The 16,029-nt window shown below is 60.7% G+C and carries 10 protein-coding genes and 1 tRNA gene; 4 read left to right on the forward strand and 7 right to left on the reverse strand.

The features are described from left to right. Positions 1-140: 140 nt before the first annotated feature. Positions 141-1,184 (forward strand): iron ABC transporter permease, encoded by a 1,044-nt coding sequence (locus ICM05_RS04480; RefSeq protein WP_188023388.1) that lies wholly within the window; start codon positions 141-143, stop codon positions 1,182-1,184. Then, the gene (locus tag ICM05_RS04485) at positions 1,184-1,999 is read left to right on the forward strand and encodes a heme ABC transporter ATP-binding protein (protein WP_215401743.1); all 816 of its coding nucleotides are present in this window, start codon (positions 1,184-1,186) and stop codon (positions 1,997-1,999) included. Before ICM05_RS04480 ends, ICM05_RS04485 begins: the two co-directional genes overlap by 1 nt. 115 nt (positions 2,000-2,114) lie before the next feature. On the opposite strand, the gene ICM05_RS04490 is transcribed toward ICM05_RS04485, so the two are convergent. Together ICM05_RS04490 and ICM05_RS04495 are read right to left on the reverse strand one after the other, a co-directional pair. After that, complete coding sequence (locus ICM05_RS04490) at positions 2,115-3,023, reverse strand: HtaA domain-containing protein (RefSeq protein ID WP_251364515.1); 909 nt, start codon at positions 3,021-3,023, stop codon at positions 2,115-2,117. 93 nt (positions 3,024-3,116) lie between these two features. Beyond that, the gene (locus ICM05_RS04495) at positions 3,117-8,807 is read right to left on the reverse strand and encodes an HtaA domain-containing protein (RefSeq protein WP_188023390.1); all 5,691 of its coding nucleotides are present in this window, start codon (positions 8,805-8,807) and stop codon (positions 3,117-3,119) included. Positions 8,808-9,007: 200 nt separating this feature from the next. Between ICM05_RS04495 and msrB the strand changes: the two genes are divergently transcribed. Both msrB and ICM05_RS04505 read left to right on the forward strand, forming a co-directional pair. After that, on the forward strand, positions 9,008-9,433 hold the full coding sequence (gene msrB / locus ICM05_RS04500; protein WP_188023391.1) for a peptide-methionine (R)-S-oxide reductase MsrB: 426 nt from the start codon (positions 9,008-9,010) through the stop codon (positions 9,431-9,433). Next, on the forward strand, positions 9,430-10,047 hold the full coding sequence (locus tag ICM05_RS04505; protein ID WP_188023392.1) for a nitroreductase family protein: 618 nt from the start codon (positions 9,430-9,432) through the stop codon (positions 10,045-10,047). Before msrB ends, ICM05_RS04505 begins: the two co-directional genes overlap by 4 nt. Before the next feature lie 29 nt (positions 10,048-10,076). Here the strand turns inward: ICM05_RS04505 and ICM05_RS04510 are convergent, their stop codons facing one another. The 5 genes from ICM05_RS04510 to hpf form a co-directional block, all read right to left on the reverse strand. Further along, positions 10,077-11,042, reverse strand: coding sequence for a DMT family transporter (locus ICM05_RS04510; protein WP_188023393.1), 966 nt, complete (start codon positions 11,040-11,042; stop codon positions 10,077-10,079). 197 nt (positions 11,043-11,239) lie between these two features. Further along, positions 11,240-11,315, reverse strand: a tRNA-Thr gene (locus tag ICM05_RS04515). Between the two features lie 41 nt (positions 11,316-11,356). After that, on the reverse strand, positions 11,357-12,313 hold the full coding sequence (locus tag ICM05_RS04520; RefSeq protein ID WP_188023394.1) for a thioredoxin domain-containing protein: 957 nt from the start codon (positions 12,311-12,313) through the stop codon (positions 11,357-11,359). Between the two features lie 60 nt (positions 12,314-12,373). Beyond that, a complete protein-coding gene (gene secA / locus ICM05_RS04525) occupies positions 12,374-15,097 on the reverse strand; it encodes a preprotein translocase subunit SecA (RefSeq protein ID WP_188023395.1) in 2,724 nt (907 codons plus the stop codon). Positions 15,098-15,322: 225 nt separating this feature from the next. Beyond that, a complete protein-coding gene (hpf, locus tag ICM05_RS04530; RefSeq protein ID WP_188023396.1) occupies positions 15,323-15,955 on the reverse strand; it encodes a ribosome hibernation-promoting factor, HPF/YfiA family in 633 nt (210 codons plus the stop codon). Positions 15,956-16,029: the final 74 nt, after the last annotated feature.

The raw sequence follows: 16,029 nt of genomic DNA on the forward strand, positions 1-16,029 counted from the left end.
ACTCAGCAAGCCTAACCTTTAGAAGATATGATGAAGTGAGAATTCCCCTGGAGTTTCTGTTGACATCGGCTCCCTTGCAGCCAATCCGCTCAGTTTAGAAAGCGACGTTCGTGCCAAAAAAGCCGTCCGACAGCACAGCTGTGTCGCGTCATTCGCTGCGTACCACCACACTCTTCACCCTGCTGACGGTAGGGCTCATCGCGGCGGTACTCATCTCTGCAGGCACGGGTCAGCTGGCGATCCCGCCGTCTGAAGTGCTTGGCTCGCTTCTGCATAAGATCGGCATCGACATCCTCCCGATGCCGACCCATCCCGCTGGCGACGCGACGCTGTGGGGCATTCGTTTCCCGCGCATCGCGATGGCCATGCTCGTGGGTATCGGCCTTTCGGTTTCTGGTCTCATCATGCAGGCGATCTTCGGCAACCCGCTCGCTGAGCCCGGTGTCATCGGTATCTCCTCAGGCGCCGCTGTTGGCGCTGGCCTCTCGATCGTCTTTGGCCTCACCATCTTCGGTGAGTGGACGACGGCAATCCTTGCGTTCCTTGCGGGTCTCGCTGCAACGTTCACCGTCTACGCCATGAGCCGCGCTGATGGCCGCACGGAGGTCGTCACGCTCGTCCTCACCGGTATCGCTGTCAACGCTATTGGCGGCGCAGGCATCGCACTCCTCACCTTCCTGGGTGATACCCAGTCGCGTGAGCAGATCGTGTTCTGGCAGCTCGGCAGCTTCCAGGGCAGCCGCTGGTCGCAGGTGCTCGTCATCACGCCGATCATTCTCGTCGGCATGCTCGCGGCCTATTTCTCTGCGCGCAAACTCGACCTCCTCGCCCTGGGTGAGCGCAACGCTCGTCACCTCGGCGTCAACGTTGAGTTGCTCCGTATCCTCATGATTTTCGTGGTGTCGCTGCTCGTTGGCGCATCGGTCGCGTTCGCCGGCATCATTTCGTTCGTTGGCCTCGTGGTTCCGCACTTTATGCGCGGTCTCATCGGCCCGGCACATCTACCTCTCGTGACCGCTTCGGCGCTCGGTGGCGCACTGCTGATGACGGTGGCGGATCTCGCAGCACGCACCATCGTGCCCATGGCAGAACTTCCCATCGGCCTCCTTACCGCCATCGTCGGTGGTCCCTTCTTCTTCTGGCTCCTGCGACGAACGCGCAAGCGGAACGGAGGGTGGGGATAATGGCCGGCCGTCACATCGCTCTCCCAGAGGCCGTGCCCGCTGGCGAGATCATCTGCGCAACCGAGGGCGTCTCACTCATTCGTGGCGGTCGTCACCTGCTCGACGATGTCAACATCGAGCTGCGCGCCGGCGAGGTACTCTCGCTCCTCGGCCCGAACGGCGCTGGCAAGTCCACGCTGTTGAGCCTCATGTCTGGCGACCTCGATCCTGATGAGGGCGCAGTCAAGTTCCACGGCAAGAAGATCTCTGAGTGGTCGCTGCTCGACCTCTCACGTCGCCGCGGAGTCCTCCTGCAGGACAATCAGCTCCTCTTCCCCTTCACCGTCCACCAGGTGGTCGAGATGGGTCGTGCGCCGTGGCGCCGAACCAACCGTGAAGACGAAGACAACGAGGCCATCGCCGAGGGCATCAAGGCCGCAGATATCGCGCACCTTGGCAGCCGGCGGGTGCCGTCGCTGTCAGGTGGCGAGCGCGCACGTACCGCGTTTGCGCGCGTGATTGCTGGCCGTTCTGGCATGCTCATGCTCGATGAGCCAACCGCGGCTCTCGATCTCAAGCATCAGGAGGCCGTGCTGAGCCTTGCTCGCGCACGCGCCGAGGCGGGTGACGCGGTGATCGTCGTGCTGCACGATTTGAACCTCGCCGCCGCGTACTCCGACCGCATTGCGCTGCTTCGCAAGGGCAAGATCGTGGCCTGTGACGCTCCTGAAGCGATTCTCACGCCCGAGATCCTCACTGACGTGTACGAAACCCCGGTTGAGGTTATTCCCCATCCCGTGACCGGTAAGGGCATCGTCCTTCCGCATCGCGGTTGATTTGTAGGGGGCGGATCAGCGCCGCTCTGTTCCGAGCAGCCGCGATCCGCCCCTTACACGCAAAAAGGCGGCCGACCCATCTCTGGGTCCGGCCGCCTTTTTGTGCGGTCAGAGGTTACTCTGCAGGCGTCTCCGACGATGCGGGTGCCTCGGTTGCCTGCTTCTTGCGGCCACCGAGGAGCATGCCGCCGGTCACACCGATGACGACGAGCGCGATGCCGCCGATGGTGATGGGGATCCAGGGGATCTGCTGCTCGGCAGCTGCGGGCTCTGCAACCTCGGCGTTGTCACCGGTCGTCGTGGGCTCTTCAGGCGCAGCTTCGGCCACGTGCGAGCCGAGCTCACAGCCGGAGACGGTTGCGGTGAGGTTGATGGGGTCGAGTTCTTCGCCTGCGACGTACGAGCCGTACTCACCGTTGAACGCCGCTGCGCCCTCGGCGGTGAGGCGGGGAATCGCGCCGTCAATCTTGAGCTCGGTTCCCTCGGTCGACAGCGCGGTCGTGAGGTCCATCTTGGCAACGCGCATCGAGGTCGTCTGTACCGCGCTTGCGTCGCCGCTGTCGGTCGCGCCGATCTTCAGTGCGAGGTAGGCAGCTTCTTCGCCGTCGAACTCGATGACGGGGTCAGCGAGATCGAACTGGAGTGCGCCTTCGTGACCGGTGAAGTGCACGGCACCGGTGAAGCTGATGAGACCGTCAGTAAAGTCGCTGGGGAATGCGCCAACGGACTTGTCCCAGATGAAGTCGGGGGTCTCGTACTTCATGTCATCGCTGACGGTCCATTCGCCGTTGGCGATGGTGCCACTGATGTACGCGCGGAAGCGTGACTTCACACCCCAGTGCAGGTTCGAGGATTCGACGGTGCACGTGGTTGCGGCGCTTGCCTCATGACCCTCGTGAGCCGACAGCGGGGTCGCGGTCGCCATTGCGGGGGTTGCGAGCGCGCCTGCAGCAATCGCCGCGGCGACTGCCAGCTTGGTGCCGGTCGCGGTCGCACGGCGCAGAGTGTTGGGCTTGTTGTTCATCAGGATGAGTCCTTCCAGACGGTCACACAAATCGTATCGAACAGTTGGGGCCTGCTCACGTTGTCGCGAGCAGGCCCCAGGCTGTATGTGGTGTTATTCGATCGTTCGGCGCTGACGCACGACGAGTGCCGCACCCACCACTGCGAGGATCAGCAGGAGGATCGCTGCAGTCCACCAGAGCCACAGCATGCTGCCGGTCGCTGCGAGGTCGCCCGCGGCTGCCCTCTCGACCGCGGCTGACTGTGCAGTCACGATCTCGTTGTCTGCCGTGGCTTTGGCCTTCTTCGCCTCTTCCTTGCTGAGAACGGTGATCTTGACGCCAGCGTTCTTGCTGCCCTGGAGGGTGAGCGTGTGCTCGCCGGGCTTCAGATCCTTGGGGAGGTTACCGATCCAGCGAACCACACCGTTTTCGTCTGCGCCTGCCGCATCGTCGAGGACGATCGGATCGGAGTAGACCACGACGAGGATGTCGCGCTCGTTGGGCTCGAAGCCGCTCGCCTCGAACTCAACCTCTGCGCCAGCGACGAGCTTCTTCTTGTCGGTGATCAGCGTGATGCCGGTCGTCGCAGGAGGAGCGTCAGCTGCAGTGCGCTTGGTCGAAGGTGCGGTCTGCTCGGTCGAACCGTAGCTCGTTCCGTTTGCCGCACCAACCGTGAATGAGAGCGGATCGGCCGAGAACGAACCTGCACCGCTGCCACCGCCGGCTGATCCGCCACCCGAGATGACGCCACCAACGGGGACACCGCTCCAGGTAACTTCACCGTTCGAGCCGACAACCTTGCTTGCCGAACCGAGGTCGAGCGTGAAGGTACGACCGCCAGCGTTCATGGTTGCCGAGCTTGCGCTGTTCACCGTGATGACGGGGTTGCTGAAGCTCTCAACCATTGCACCGTTGTGACCAGTGAAGGTCACGACGCCCGAGAACTGTACGGTACCGGTCTGCGACGCGGTGTTCCAGTTGCTCGATGCCTGCGGGAAGACGTACGCTCCGCCGCTGCGGCCGACGCCCTCAGAGGTGACTGCACCCTTGGCGATCTTGCCGGTGGTGTAGCCAGCGAATCCGCTCGAGACACCCCAGGTCAGCGAACCAGGCTGCTTCGAGTTGCCCTGGGGAACCACGACGGGCTTGGGCTTCTCGACGGGCTTGGTTTCAGGCTTGGTGGGCTTGGTCGGGTTCGTCGGCTTGACGTCCTTTGCCTTACCAACGGTGAAGGTTACGGGGTCAAGAACCTGCCCAGCCTTGTAGTAGCCAGCGAATACTGCAGCACCATCGGCGTTAACCACGGTCTTTGCATCAGTCCAGGTAATTTCACCGTTCTTGCCCTTTACAGGCTTGGGAAGGGTGATGTCAGCAACATTCGCACGCGTGATCTTGCCCTTCTTGTTCCAGGTCTCGACCGAGAGCATTGCCTTAGTGTCACTCGTCACAGTGATCGTCGGGTTCTGGAAGAGCAGGTTCAGTACGCCACCGTGTGCGGTGAACTGGACGTAGCCAGCGTAACGAGCCTCGCCCGTGGACTTCTTTTCGTTCCACTTGCCGCCGGTCTGCTGCGGGAAGGAGAAGATCTTGTTCTTTTCCTTTACGAGCTTGCCGTCGGTAGCGATGGTTCCGCCGCCCTTGATGTAGTCGTAGAAGCTCTCCTTGACGCCCCACTGGAGCGAGCCGGATGCCTTCTTACCAGTCTCACCGGTGCCAGGCTTCTCGGGTTCGGGCTTTTCTTCGCCACCGGTTCCCGGGTTCTCACCATCGCCGTCACCGGGCTCTTCAGGGTCAACGACCTCAGAAGACGATCCAACGGTGAAGGTAACAGGATCCATTTCCTGGCCGGCCTTGTACTGTCCGAACAGAGCTACAGCCTCCGCGCGGAGCGAAGTCTTAGCGTCCTTCCAGGTAATAGAGCCGTCTTCAGCGATCTCCTTCGCAGGAAGAGCGATATCTACGACGGGAATCTCTTCAACCTTGCCATTTGCATCCGTAGTGATGAATGACATTACTGCGGTAGAAGCATCCTTGACCGTAATCACGGGATTCTTGAATGCCATCGAGAGCGCGTAAACGCCAGTTTCGTCGTCCCTATGAGCAGCGAGCTTCACCGTGCCCGAATAGCGAATTTCACCAGTCAGGTCGTCTGCGTTCCAGCTTCCACCCTTCTGCTGGACAAAGTTGAACATGTTGTTCTTGTCGTTGGTCGCCGAACCAGTGACGCTGCCGTCGCCTGCGCCGTACTTGATGTAGTTAACGAAAGAACTCTTGATTCCCCACTGCAGAGCACCGGCTTCGGGCTCAGGTTCGGGCTCGGGTTCCGGCTCCACAGGCTTTTCAGCCTTGAAGTTAATCAGCGTGCCAAGCTCCTGCTCGGCGTTGACCGACCCTACGCCACCTGCATAGGTGTAGATGCCGTAGTTGCCCCCATCAAGCGATGTTGCAGGCGCCTTCAGCGTGATCTCAGCAGTGAAGCTTCCGGTGACCGGATCAAGAATTACGAGCTGAGATCCGATCTCTTCCTTGTGCTTGTCAGGAACCTCGTTATTAAACGTGTCCTGAGCGAGAAGCCACTTTCGGCTTTCCTTGTTCATGAGACGAGTTGAGGAGTTGGCTCCCTGCGAAGGCTGCCATTTGTCGGCGAATTCACCGAACACAAGGAACGTTCCCTGCGGGCTGCCATTAGGAATCGGACCAGCAGGAAGTCCTACTCTGTTGGCGTAAGGGTCGAATCCGCTGCCCTTGATGACAAGCTTGTCACCCTCATAGACTTCTTCATCTTTGAGAAGCGTCGTTCCGTCAGCCTTGTAGACCTCGAACTTCGGCTTGCCCATTACTGGAGCGGGGCGGGTGTTGTCGTTGTCGTAATCAAGGAACAACGACAGCTCCTGGCTCGCATTGTCCATCTTTCCAGCACCATAGGTGTACACACCGTAGTTACCATCCAGAACCGCAGCACCAGCACCGGTATCAGCAAGCGTCAACTCAGTCTCCCAAGTTCCATCCTCATGGATCTCAGACCAAGCCTTCTTCACGCCCGCCTGCATACCTGCCGAAAGCTTGTCCAGCGAAGCCTGCGTCATCGCCCACTTCTGAGGACCACCCGGACGACTCGTGCTCTCAGCACCAGTCGAAGGCTTCCAGTCATTAGCGAACTTGCTGAACACTACATAGTGGCCGGTCGAGACACCCACGGGCAGGTGGCTACCAGAACCCTCAGTCACCTTGTTCGACTCAGGATCAAAACCAGTGCCCTTGATCACAAGAACATCGTCCTTGTAAACCTTTGCGTTCTTCGCGAGAGGCTCATCCGAACCCTTCAGGAACACCTGAATCTCAGGAGTCCACTCCTTCGGGCGGGTGTTGTCGTTGTCGTAATCAAGCAGGAGCTCAAGCTCCTGGCTCGCGCTATCCATGCCACCAGCACCATAGGTGTAAACACCATAGCTACCGTCAGCAACAGCAGCACCAGCACCGGTATCAGCAAGCTTCAGCTGAGTCTCCCAGGTGCCATCCACATTGATCTCAGCCCAGTCCCTCTTCACTGCCGCCTGCATACCCGGCGCAAGCATGTCCAGCGAAGACTTCGTCATAGCCCACTTCTGCGGACCACGCGGACGAGTCGTGTTCTCAGCACCAGCCGAAGGCTTCCACTCAGTACCAAACTTGCTGAACACAACGTAGTGACCAGTCGACACACCCTGCGGCATGTAGCTGTCAGCAGCAGTCACTTTGTTCGACTCAGGATCAAAACCAGTGCCCTTGATCGTCAGAACATCATCCTTGTAAACCTTTGCGTTCTTCGCGAGAGGCTCATCCGAACCCTTCAGGAACACCTGAATCTCAGGAGTCCAAACAGGTCGGGTGTTGTCCTTATCGAAATCAAGCAGGAGCTCAAGCTCCTGGCTCGCGTTATCCATGCCACCAGCACCATAGGTGTAAACACCATAGCTACCGTCAGCAACAGCAGCACCAGCACCGGTATCAGCAAGCTTCAGCTGAGTCTCCCAGGTGCCATCCACATTGATCTCAGCCCAGTCCCTCTTCACTGCCGCCTGCATACCCGGCGCAAGCATGTCCAGCGAAGACTTCGTCATAGCCCACTTCTGCGGACCACGCGGACGAGTCGTGTTCTCAGCACCAGCCGAAGGCTTCCACTCAGTACCAAACTTGCTGAACACAACGTAGTGACCAGTCGACACACCCTGCGGCATGTAGCTGTCAGCAGCAGTCACCTTGTTCGACTCAGGATCAAAACCAGTGCCCTTGATCGTCAGAACATCATCCTTGTAAACCTTCTCGCCACCAGCAAGAGGCTTCGAACCACCGTTCAGGAACACCTGAATCTCAGGAGTCCAAACAGGTCGGGTGTTGTCCTTATCGAAATCAAGCAGGAGCTCAAGCTCCTGGCTCGCGCTATCCATGCCACCAGCACCATAGGTGTAAACACCATAGCTACCGTCAGCAACAGCAGCACCAGCACCGGTATCAGCAAGCTTCAGCTGAGTCTCCCAGGTGCCATCCACATTGATCTCAGCCCAGTCCCTCTTCACTGCCGCCTGCATACCCGGCGCAAGCATGTCCAGCGAAGACTTCGTCATAGCCCACTTCTGCGGACCACGCGGACGAGTCGTGTTCTCAGCACCAGCCGAAGGCTTCCACTCAGTACCAAACTTGCTGAACACAACGTAGTGACCAGTCGACACACCCTGCGGCATGTAGCTGTCAGCAGCAGTCACTTTGTTCGACTCAGGATCAAAACCAGTGCCCTTGATCGTCAGAACATCATCCTTGTAAACCTTCTCGCCACCAGCAAGAGGCTTCGAACCACCGTTCAGGAACACCTGAATCTCAGGAGTCCAAACCTTCTCGGGAACGGCAGCGGTCGAAGTTGACAGCTTAATTGTCGAAGCAGCCTGACCGGCGTAACCGCTGAAGTTATCGATAGGAAGCTGAGCTGCAAAAGTCGTTGCAACATCGGTCCAGGTGCGAAGCTCATTAGCCTCAGTCGCAGCACCAAGCGCGGGGAGCGTTGCAATGTCAGCGAGAGCAACATCGCTCGCGCTGCTCGTGTTCGAGGTGCTCATTTCGGCCTTCAACACCGCGGAGCCGTCAGCAGCCACAGTTACCTGTGGGTTCTGCATCGCAATGGCAAAGCCATGCTCCGGGTGGTTCCACTCAACACCACCGGTGTAGTTGATCACACCAGTACCGGTCTTGGGGTTGTACGTGGTCGACGCAGCCTCAGGGAAGCTCACGCGGCCCATAGCGCCAGCGGTCGCTCCGCCGTAAGCATTGACCTGGCCGCCGCTTCCAAGCAGGTAGCCAACCCAGCTGTCCTTGAAGTTCCAGGTCAGCTGACCACCATTGGCACGAACGGGCTCGAGCGACTCGGGAAGCGCAGCCTTCGCAGCGCGCGCAGCGGTCTTTGCTGCGGGCTTATCAGCAGTGACAGCCTTGCCCTCTGCGGGAGCGTCTTCCACGACCTCAGCCGCGGGAGCCTCTTCAACCGCTGCAGGGGTCTCTTCGACGGGGGCTGCGTCGCTGCCCTGATCCGCCGACTCGTTCTGCGCGTCACCCTCGGTCACCTCGGGCGACGAAGTTTCGCCAGCCGCGGGAGCCGTCTCGGCCTCTACAGCGGGAGCCGATTCCTCAGTGCTTGCAGCAGGAGCTTCACTGACTGCGGTGGGCTCAGGTTCGGCTGCGTAGGCTGCTCCGCCACCAACGAACGCACCTCCGGCCACCAAGGCTGAAACAAGCACCGCGGCGACCGCACCACGCGCTTTCAAACGGGCAAACATGCGCAAGAAACTCCCTGCTAGAGACTGATGATTTTCAAGATCAGAGGGTGGTTAGGCTACCCTTACTCACTTGAACCATCTATTAGTCTGACGAATATCATCTGATGATGCAAGTTCGCACACTAATTTGAGACAATCCGTGAGGCAGGGACTGGCATCTCTCGCCTACACTGAATGCATTACTACGGGGAGGAAATCACATGAGCAAGCCAATCGAATCTGCCGACTACCCGCTGCAGCGCACTGGCGAAGAGTGGCGCAGCCAGCTCTCGGCGGCCGAGTTTGAGGTGCTTCGCCAGGGCGGCACCGAGCGCGCGTGGACGGGCGAGCTGCTCGACGAAGAGCGCGCGGGCCTGTACACCTGCCGCGCCTGCGGTAACGAGCTGTTCCTTGCAGGAACCAAGTTTGACTCGGGCTGTGGCTGGCCGAGTTTCTACGAGAGCATCCGCGAGGGTGCTGTCGAACTGCTTGAGGATCGCTCGCTCGGCATGGTCCGCACCGAGGTTCGCTGCGCCAACTGCGGCTCGCACCTCGGCCACGTCTTCCCCGATGGTTTCGGCACCCCGACCGGCGACCGATACTGCATGAACTCTGTTTCGCTTTCGTTCACCCCGGAGGCGGAGTGACCCCCGCACAGTCTCCCGAAGTCCCAACCGAAAGCGCGCCGGCGCTTGCCGCGATCCGCGCCCGCCGATCGCATTCAAAGGTCACGCCGCAGGCACCCACGACCGCGGAGCTGCAGGCGCTCATCGAGCCACTGGCATCGGTGGCGGATCACGCAACGCTCCGTCCGTGGCGTTTCATCGAGCTGCGTGGCGACGCCCGCGAGGCGCTCGGATTCGCACTCGCGGAGGCAGCGGCTGAGGCTCGCACCACCCCCCTCTCCCCCGATGCGGAGTTCAAGAGCACCGCAAAGTTCTTGTCGAAGGCACAGCGGGCCTCGCTCGTGCTCGCGATCGTGGTGAGTCCGCGCACGCATCCCAAGGCGCCGCTCTGGGAGCAGGAAGCTGCTGCGTCAGGTGCCGCGCACCTGCTCGGCCTCGCACTCCACGAGGCGGGCTGGGGCTCGATCTGGCGGAGCGGACCGCATACCCGATCCGCGCCCGTGCACCGCGCGCATCGACTCGCGCCAGAGGAGTATCTGCTCGGCTGGCTCTACATCGGTGGTATTCCGGCGGATGAAGACCGGCCGAAGTTCCGACGCGCGCTCGATCTCAACCGCGTACTGACCGCCCTGTAACGCTGCGTGGTGCGTGGTGTGCGCTGTGGCTAACCCGCGGCGCGCTTGCTCGGCAGTGCGGCAATGACCACACCGAGCAGCGCGATCGCGGCGCCACACAGGAGCGACACCGTCACACCCGCCGAGAGTGGCAAGAACACCTCGAACGCGACCGCAGCCACCAGCTGGCCGGCAACGTTCGACATGCTCAACATGAGCACGCCCGCGGTGCGCACGAGCGCGGCCGCGATGGCGATGAAGAGGACGCCGATCGGTCCGCCAAAGTACAGCCACGGCGTCGCAGGCAGGCTCTCGGGAAGCCCGTTCAGCAGTACCGAGACCAGCGCCGCAACGCAGAGCGTCGAAGCGCCAACGATGAAGTTGCCGAACGTCGCAGTCAACGCGCTCTGGGCGGCGGATCGCACCAGCCCATTCGCCACCGACTGCATCGACACTGCAGCGCCGAAGAGCACCGGCAGCACCAGCCACAGCAACCCCAGCCAGTCGTGCACGTCGACAAATGCGGTAATCGCGACCGCGATAATCACCAGTACGGCGCCCGTGAGTCGGGTCGGCGAGGTCTGCATCCGGCCGCCTGGGCCGAGGCCGGTCGTATCGAGCACGAGCCCACCGATGACCTGGCCAGCCACGATACCGATCGTGTAGAGCGCGACGCCAACAATCGGTGTGATGGTGCCCTGACCCAGCACGAAGAGCGCGCCACCGAGCCCGCCAAAGAGCGCCCAGACAGGAAGTCTGCCGGTCGTAATCTCCTTGCGCACGAGCCCAATGCCGCGGCGCCCCTTCGGCGAGCACACCACAATCACCGAAACCAGCACGAGACCGATCGTGAACGAGAGCGCGGCCGCAACGTAGCCGTTGCCGAGTTCGACGCTCAGCTGGCCATTCATGCGCGACTGCGTGGCCACCAGCATGCCCGCGAAGCCCGACAGTAGCAGGGCAGCCCACACCGGCGTTCGCGAGGATCGTCGTGCTGGTGTTGCGCTGTTGGTCATGCATTCAGCGTAGCGCGTCGACGTTGCGGCGCTGGACCCCTCACATGGGATGTGCCGTAGCTATGTAATCGGCCATCAATATGTTGTTTGAGGCCGAATTCGCCATATTTAGGCTCGATTGCATATTGAAGACCCGGGCCAAGCCGAGCCAAGCCACCCCAGAAACACCGAAACCCCCACCGAAGTGGGGGTTTCGTTGGAGCCGCCTGTCGGACTCGAACCGACCACCTGCGCTTTACAAGGGCGCTGCTCTACCAGATGAGCTAAGGCGGCGTGCAGAGGGCGATCACTGACCGCCCTCTGACAGCATAGTGCTATTCGGCGGTCGCTGTCTCATTCGTAGCGGCCTGCTGCTCAATTTCGCTCTTGAGCTTCAGGATGTACTGCTCGAGATCGCCATCGCGGTTCGACACCCACTGCTGACCGTTCACAATGACGGTGGGGGTGCTGATGAGCGCCTGCTTGCCCTCGGGCTGCAGTGCACCGGTGTTGGGATCTGCAACGAGCAGTGCGCCCTCAGCGAGGCCGGGAACGCCATTATCGCTCAGCGTGCTGTAGTTCGCATCGAAGAACCCGCGGAAACGCTGTTCCTTCATGCAGCTCTTCAGCTCGCTCGTAGCTTCCACACCGACGCTCTTTGCCACGTCGAGGAGTTCCTGATCAGTCAGACCGGTCGTACCCTCTTCAGGCTGGACATCTTCACTCAGGAGAGTGTTGTGCAGCTTAAAGGCAAACTCGGGCTGCTCTTCAACGACACAGCCAACCATGTTTGCTGCGCGCGTGGAGTAACGGGTGCCGCTCGACTGCGGGTCAAGGAAGGTCACAGGGTAGACCTGCAACTGCACATCGCCGCTGCCAACGTACTGCTCAATCATCGAGCCATACTGACCTTCGAATGCGCCACATGCGGGGCACATGTAGTCGACGAAGATCGTCATGTCGATGGGGAGCTCATCGCGGTTGACCTTGGGCGCCTTGCGCTCCGAGGTCGGATCCTGCATCGCCTTGCTCTTGACGACCTCGAGATCCTTGCCGAAGATGATGCCACCGGTCGCCATGTTGGCGGGGCCGGGGCCAGCAGGCTTCATGCTGGTCGAGATCACAATGCCAACAACTGCGATGATCGCGATAATGCCGAGAACGACGCCGCCCTGGATGTACAAGCGCGAACGCTTCTCACGACGCTTCTCAGCAGCACGCGCCTGGCGTGCCTGCTCGCGCGCCTGCTCACGACGCTCATTCTTCGTGAGCTTCTTCTGGGTATCAGACATATCTTTTCTCCCTGTGGCCGCCAAAATGGCGGCCACAGTTACGGGTTACGTGGGTAGTCGTTACTTCTTCTTGTTTGCGCGACGCTGTGCACGGTTTGCGTCACCGGTGTTCTGACCGAATGCACCGCGGCCACCGGCCTGGGGCTTCTCGGCGGGAGCACCCGCACCGCTCACCTTCGCTTCACCGTCTTCGGTGGGAGCGCTGTAGCTCAGCTTCGACGCATCGGGAGCAGTGTTCTCATCGAGACCGCCACCCGAGAGATGCACATGGTCGTGAGCCTCGGTTGCGGGACGAACCTGAACCTCAAGGTTGAAGAGCAAGCCGGTTGCTTCTTCCTTGATCTGACCCATCATGCCTTCGAACATCGAGTAGCCCTCGCGCTGGTACTCGACCAGTGGATCACGCTGTGCCATCGCACGGAGGCCAATGCCCTCCTTGAGGTATTCCATCTCGTAGAGGTGGTCACGCCAGCGACGATCAATGGTGGTGAGCACGACGCGACGCTCGAATTCACGAGTTGCTTCGCTGCCAAGCTGCTCTTCGCGCTTGCTGTATGCGACGTCTGCGTCGGAGTTAATCTCACGGCTCAGGAAATCGCGGTCGATACGGGACGCGGATCCACCAGCCTCAGCAAGCACCTCGTCGGCGGTGATGCCGATCGGGTACAGCTGCTTCAGGTCGTTCCAGAGCGCATCGAAGTCCCAGTTGCCGTCAGCGCCGTGGGTATCGACGATCGCGTCGATGGTCTGCTTGCGGAACTGCGCGACGCGCTGAGCGATGTCTTCGCCGTCAAGGATCTGTGCGCGGTCGCCGTAGATCGACTTACGCTGGCGGTCGAGGACGTCATCGTACTTGAGGACGTTCTTGCGGATCTCGGCGTTACGAGCCTCAACCTGGCTCTGCGCGCTCTGAATTGCGCGTGAAACAACCTTCGACTCGATCGCGAGATCGTCGGGGAAGCCATCGCGGCCCATGAGGGCAGCTGCTGCGCCCGAGTTGAACATGCGCATGAGGTCATCAGCGAGCGACAGGTAGAAGCGGCTCTCACCGGGGTCACCCTGACGGCCTGAACGACCGCGAAGCTGGTTGTCGATACGGCGCGACTCGTGACGTTCGGTACCAAGGACGTAAAGACCACCGGTCGCGATGACCTTCTCTGCTTCTTCGGCGACGGCGGTCTTGACCGCTGCAAAGACGTCGTCCCAGGCGTCTTCGTATGCCTCGGGATCTTCGTCGGTTGAGAAGCCGCGTGCGGTCATCTCCTGGACTGCGAGGAACTCAGCGTTACCGCCGAGCATGATGTCGGTACCGCGGCCAGCCATGTTGGTTGCGACGGTGACGCCGCCGAGGCGGCCTGCCTGCGCGATGATCGACGCCTCGCGTGCGTGGTTCTTCGCGTTGAGGACCTCGTGGCGAACGCCAGCCTTTGCGAGCAGACGCGAGATGTACTCACTCTTCTCGACGCTGGTGGTACCGACGAGTACGGGCTGTCCAGCCTTGTGACGTTCAGCAATGTCAGCGACAGCAGCCGCGTACTTTGCCTCTTCTGACTTGAAGACGAAGTCAGGCTGGTCCTTGCGCTGCATCGTGCGGTTGGTCGGAATGGGAACGACGCCGAGCTTGTAGGTCGACATGAATTCGCCGGCCTCGGTCTCTGCGGTACCGGTCATGCCCGAGATCTTCTCGTACAGGCGGAAGTAGTTCTGCAGGGTCACGGTGGCGAGCATCTGGTTCTCAGCCTTGACCTGCACGCCTTCCTTCGCCTCGATGGCCTGGTGCATGCCCTCGTTGTAGCGGCGACCGGCAAGAATACGGCCGGTGTGCTCGTCAACGATGAGTACTTCGCCGTTCAGCACAACGTAGTCCTTGTCGCGGGTAAAGAGCGCGCGCGCCTTGATCGAGTTGTTGAGGAACGAGATCAGCGGGGTGTTCACCGATTCGTACAGGTTGGTAATACCGAGGTAGTCCTCAACCTTTTCAATGCCGGGCTCAAGCACACCAACGGTGCGCTTCTTCTCGTCGACCTCGTAGTCGACGCCTGGCTCGAGCGTCTTGACGATGCGAGCGAACTCGGCGAACCAGCGGTTGCCTTCGCCCGACGAGGGGCCCGAGATGATGAGCGGCGTACGCGCCTCATCAATCAGGATCGAGTCGACCTCATCGATGATGACGAAGTTGTGGCCGCGCTGTACGCGCTCGCCAGCGGTGCTCGCCATGTTGTCACGCAGGTAATCGAAGCCGAACTCGTTGTTCGTGCCGTAGGTGATGTCTGCGTTGTACTGCTCGCGGCGTTCTGCCGGGTCCTGGCCCGAGACGATGCAGCCGGTGGTCATACCGAGTGCACGGAAGACACGACCCATGAGGTCGCTCTGGTAGCTCGCAAGGTAGTCATTGACGGTGATGATGTGCACACCCTTGCCCGTCAGAGCGTTGAGGTATGCGGGCAGGGTCGCGACGAGGGTCTTACCCTCACCGGTCTTCATCTCCGAGATGTTGCCGAGGTGCAGGTTCGCGCCACCGATGAGCTGCACATCGAAGTGACGCAGACCGAGCGTGCGGCGCGCAGCCTCACGCACGACAGCGAACGCTTCGGGAAGCAGGTCGTCAAGGGTCGCGCCAGCCTCAAGGCGGGCACGGAACTCGGCCGTTTCGCTCTTCAGCTCCTCATCAGTGAGTTCCTGAATGCCGGATTCGAGATCGTTGATGAGCTTGGCCTGACGCTGAAGCTTCTTCAGCACACGACCTTCGCCCATCCGAAGCATCTTCTCGAAAACTGTCGCCACGTGTGTCTCCTGTACGGTAATAGCGATGATCCGCCTTTACACGGCACCGTCGTTGCCAAAATGTGACAACTCATCTCAGCTTAGCAACCAGGGGCGTTGCAAGCAGCTGAGAAAGCTGTACTGATTCTTCAGATTTCCACGACACATTTACGTGCGGCCCCAAACAGGGCGAGCGGGGTGGCGGATCCTTGATCCGCCACCCCGCTCGGTTACTGACTCATCTACTTACTCGTCATCACTGAGTGCGATTACGCCGTAGTTCCATCCCTTACGGCGGTAGACCACTGAGGGCTTGCCCGAGGTCTCTTCAATGAAGAGGAAGAAGTCGTGACCGACGAGCTCCATCTGGTCAACTGCTGCATCGACCGACAGCTGCTCAGCGGGGAACTCCTTCGAACGGATGACGACGGGCGAGTATGCCTCGTCTTCTTCCGTTGCGACGACGGGGACTGCTCCCGTAGCGACTGCGTCAATGACCTCAGCCGACGCGGGGGTCACACCGACGCCTGCGAAGTCTGCTGCGGCTGCATCACCGAGCGAGAGGCGGCCGCGACCACGACGGTCAGCCTGGCGGTCCTTCAGTCGACGGATGCGCTCGAGCACCTTCGCGTACGCAATGTCGAAGGCCGAGTACTTGTCGCCACCGGTTGCTTCAGAACGAATGACAGGACCGGGGCCAACGAGCGTCACCTCGACGCGATCGCCCTGCTTGGGGCTTCGGTCGCTGAGCCGTGACACGGTAACTTCAAACGCCTGCGCTTTCGGAAGCAGACCGGCAACCTTCTCCGCTTTCGAGTTCACATATTCCTCGAAACGATCGGTGACGCCAACGTTCTTGCCTCGGATGTGCACGTCCATGGTGACCTCCTGTGATAGCTCAGGCGGGTGCCTCGGTTTGACGCACCGTAACGCCTTACCCGAACCTTACTCGG

The sequence above is a fragment of the Leucobacter sp. cx-42 genome (genome assembly GCF_014529985.1).
In the GTDB taxonomy this organism is placed as follows: domain Bacteria; phylum Actinomycetota; class Actinomycetes; order Actinomycetales; family Microbacteriaceae; genus Leucobacter.

What these genes read in the sequence shown, in the direction of transcription:
- hpf (WP_188023396.1), bottom strand. Translation starts at nt 15,955, where the DNA reads ATGGACGTGCACATCCGAGGCAAGAACGTTGGCGTCACCGATCGTTTC.
- msrB (WP_188023391.1), top strand. Translation starts at nt 9,008, where the DNA reads ATGAGCAAGCCAATCGAATCTGCCGACTACCCGCTGCAGCGCACTGGC.
- ICM05_RS04485 (WP_215401743.1), top strand. Translation starts at nt 1,184, where the DNA reads ATGGCCGGCCGTCACATCGCTCTCCCAGAGGCCGTGCCCGCTGGCGAG.
- ICM05_RS04520 (WP_188023394.1), bottom strand. Translation starts at nt 12,313, where the DNA reads ATGTCTGATACCCAGAAGAAGCTCACGAAGAATGAGCGTCGTGAGCAG.
- ICM05_RS04490 (WP_251364515.1), bottom strand. Translation starts at nt 3,023, where the DNA reads ATGAACAACAAGCCCAACACTCTGCGCCGTGCGACCGCGACCGGCACC.
- ICM05_RS04495 (WP_188023390.1), bottom strand. Translation starts at nt 8,807, where the DNA reads ATGTTTGCCCGTTTGAAAGCGCGTGGTGCGGTCGCCGCGGTGCTTGTT.
- ICM05_RS04510 (WP_188023393.1), bottom strand. Translation starts at nt 11,042, where the DNA reads ATGACCAACAGCGCAACACCAGCACGACGATCCTCGCGAACGCCGGTG.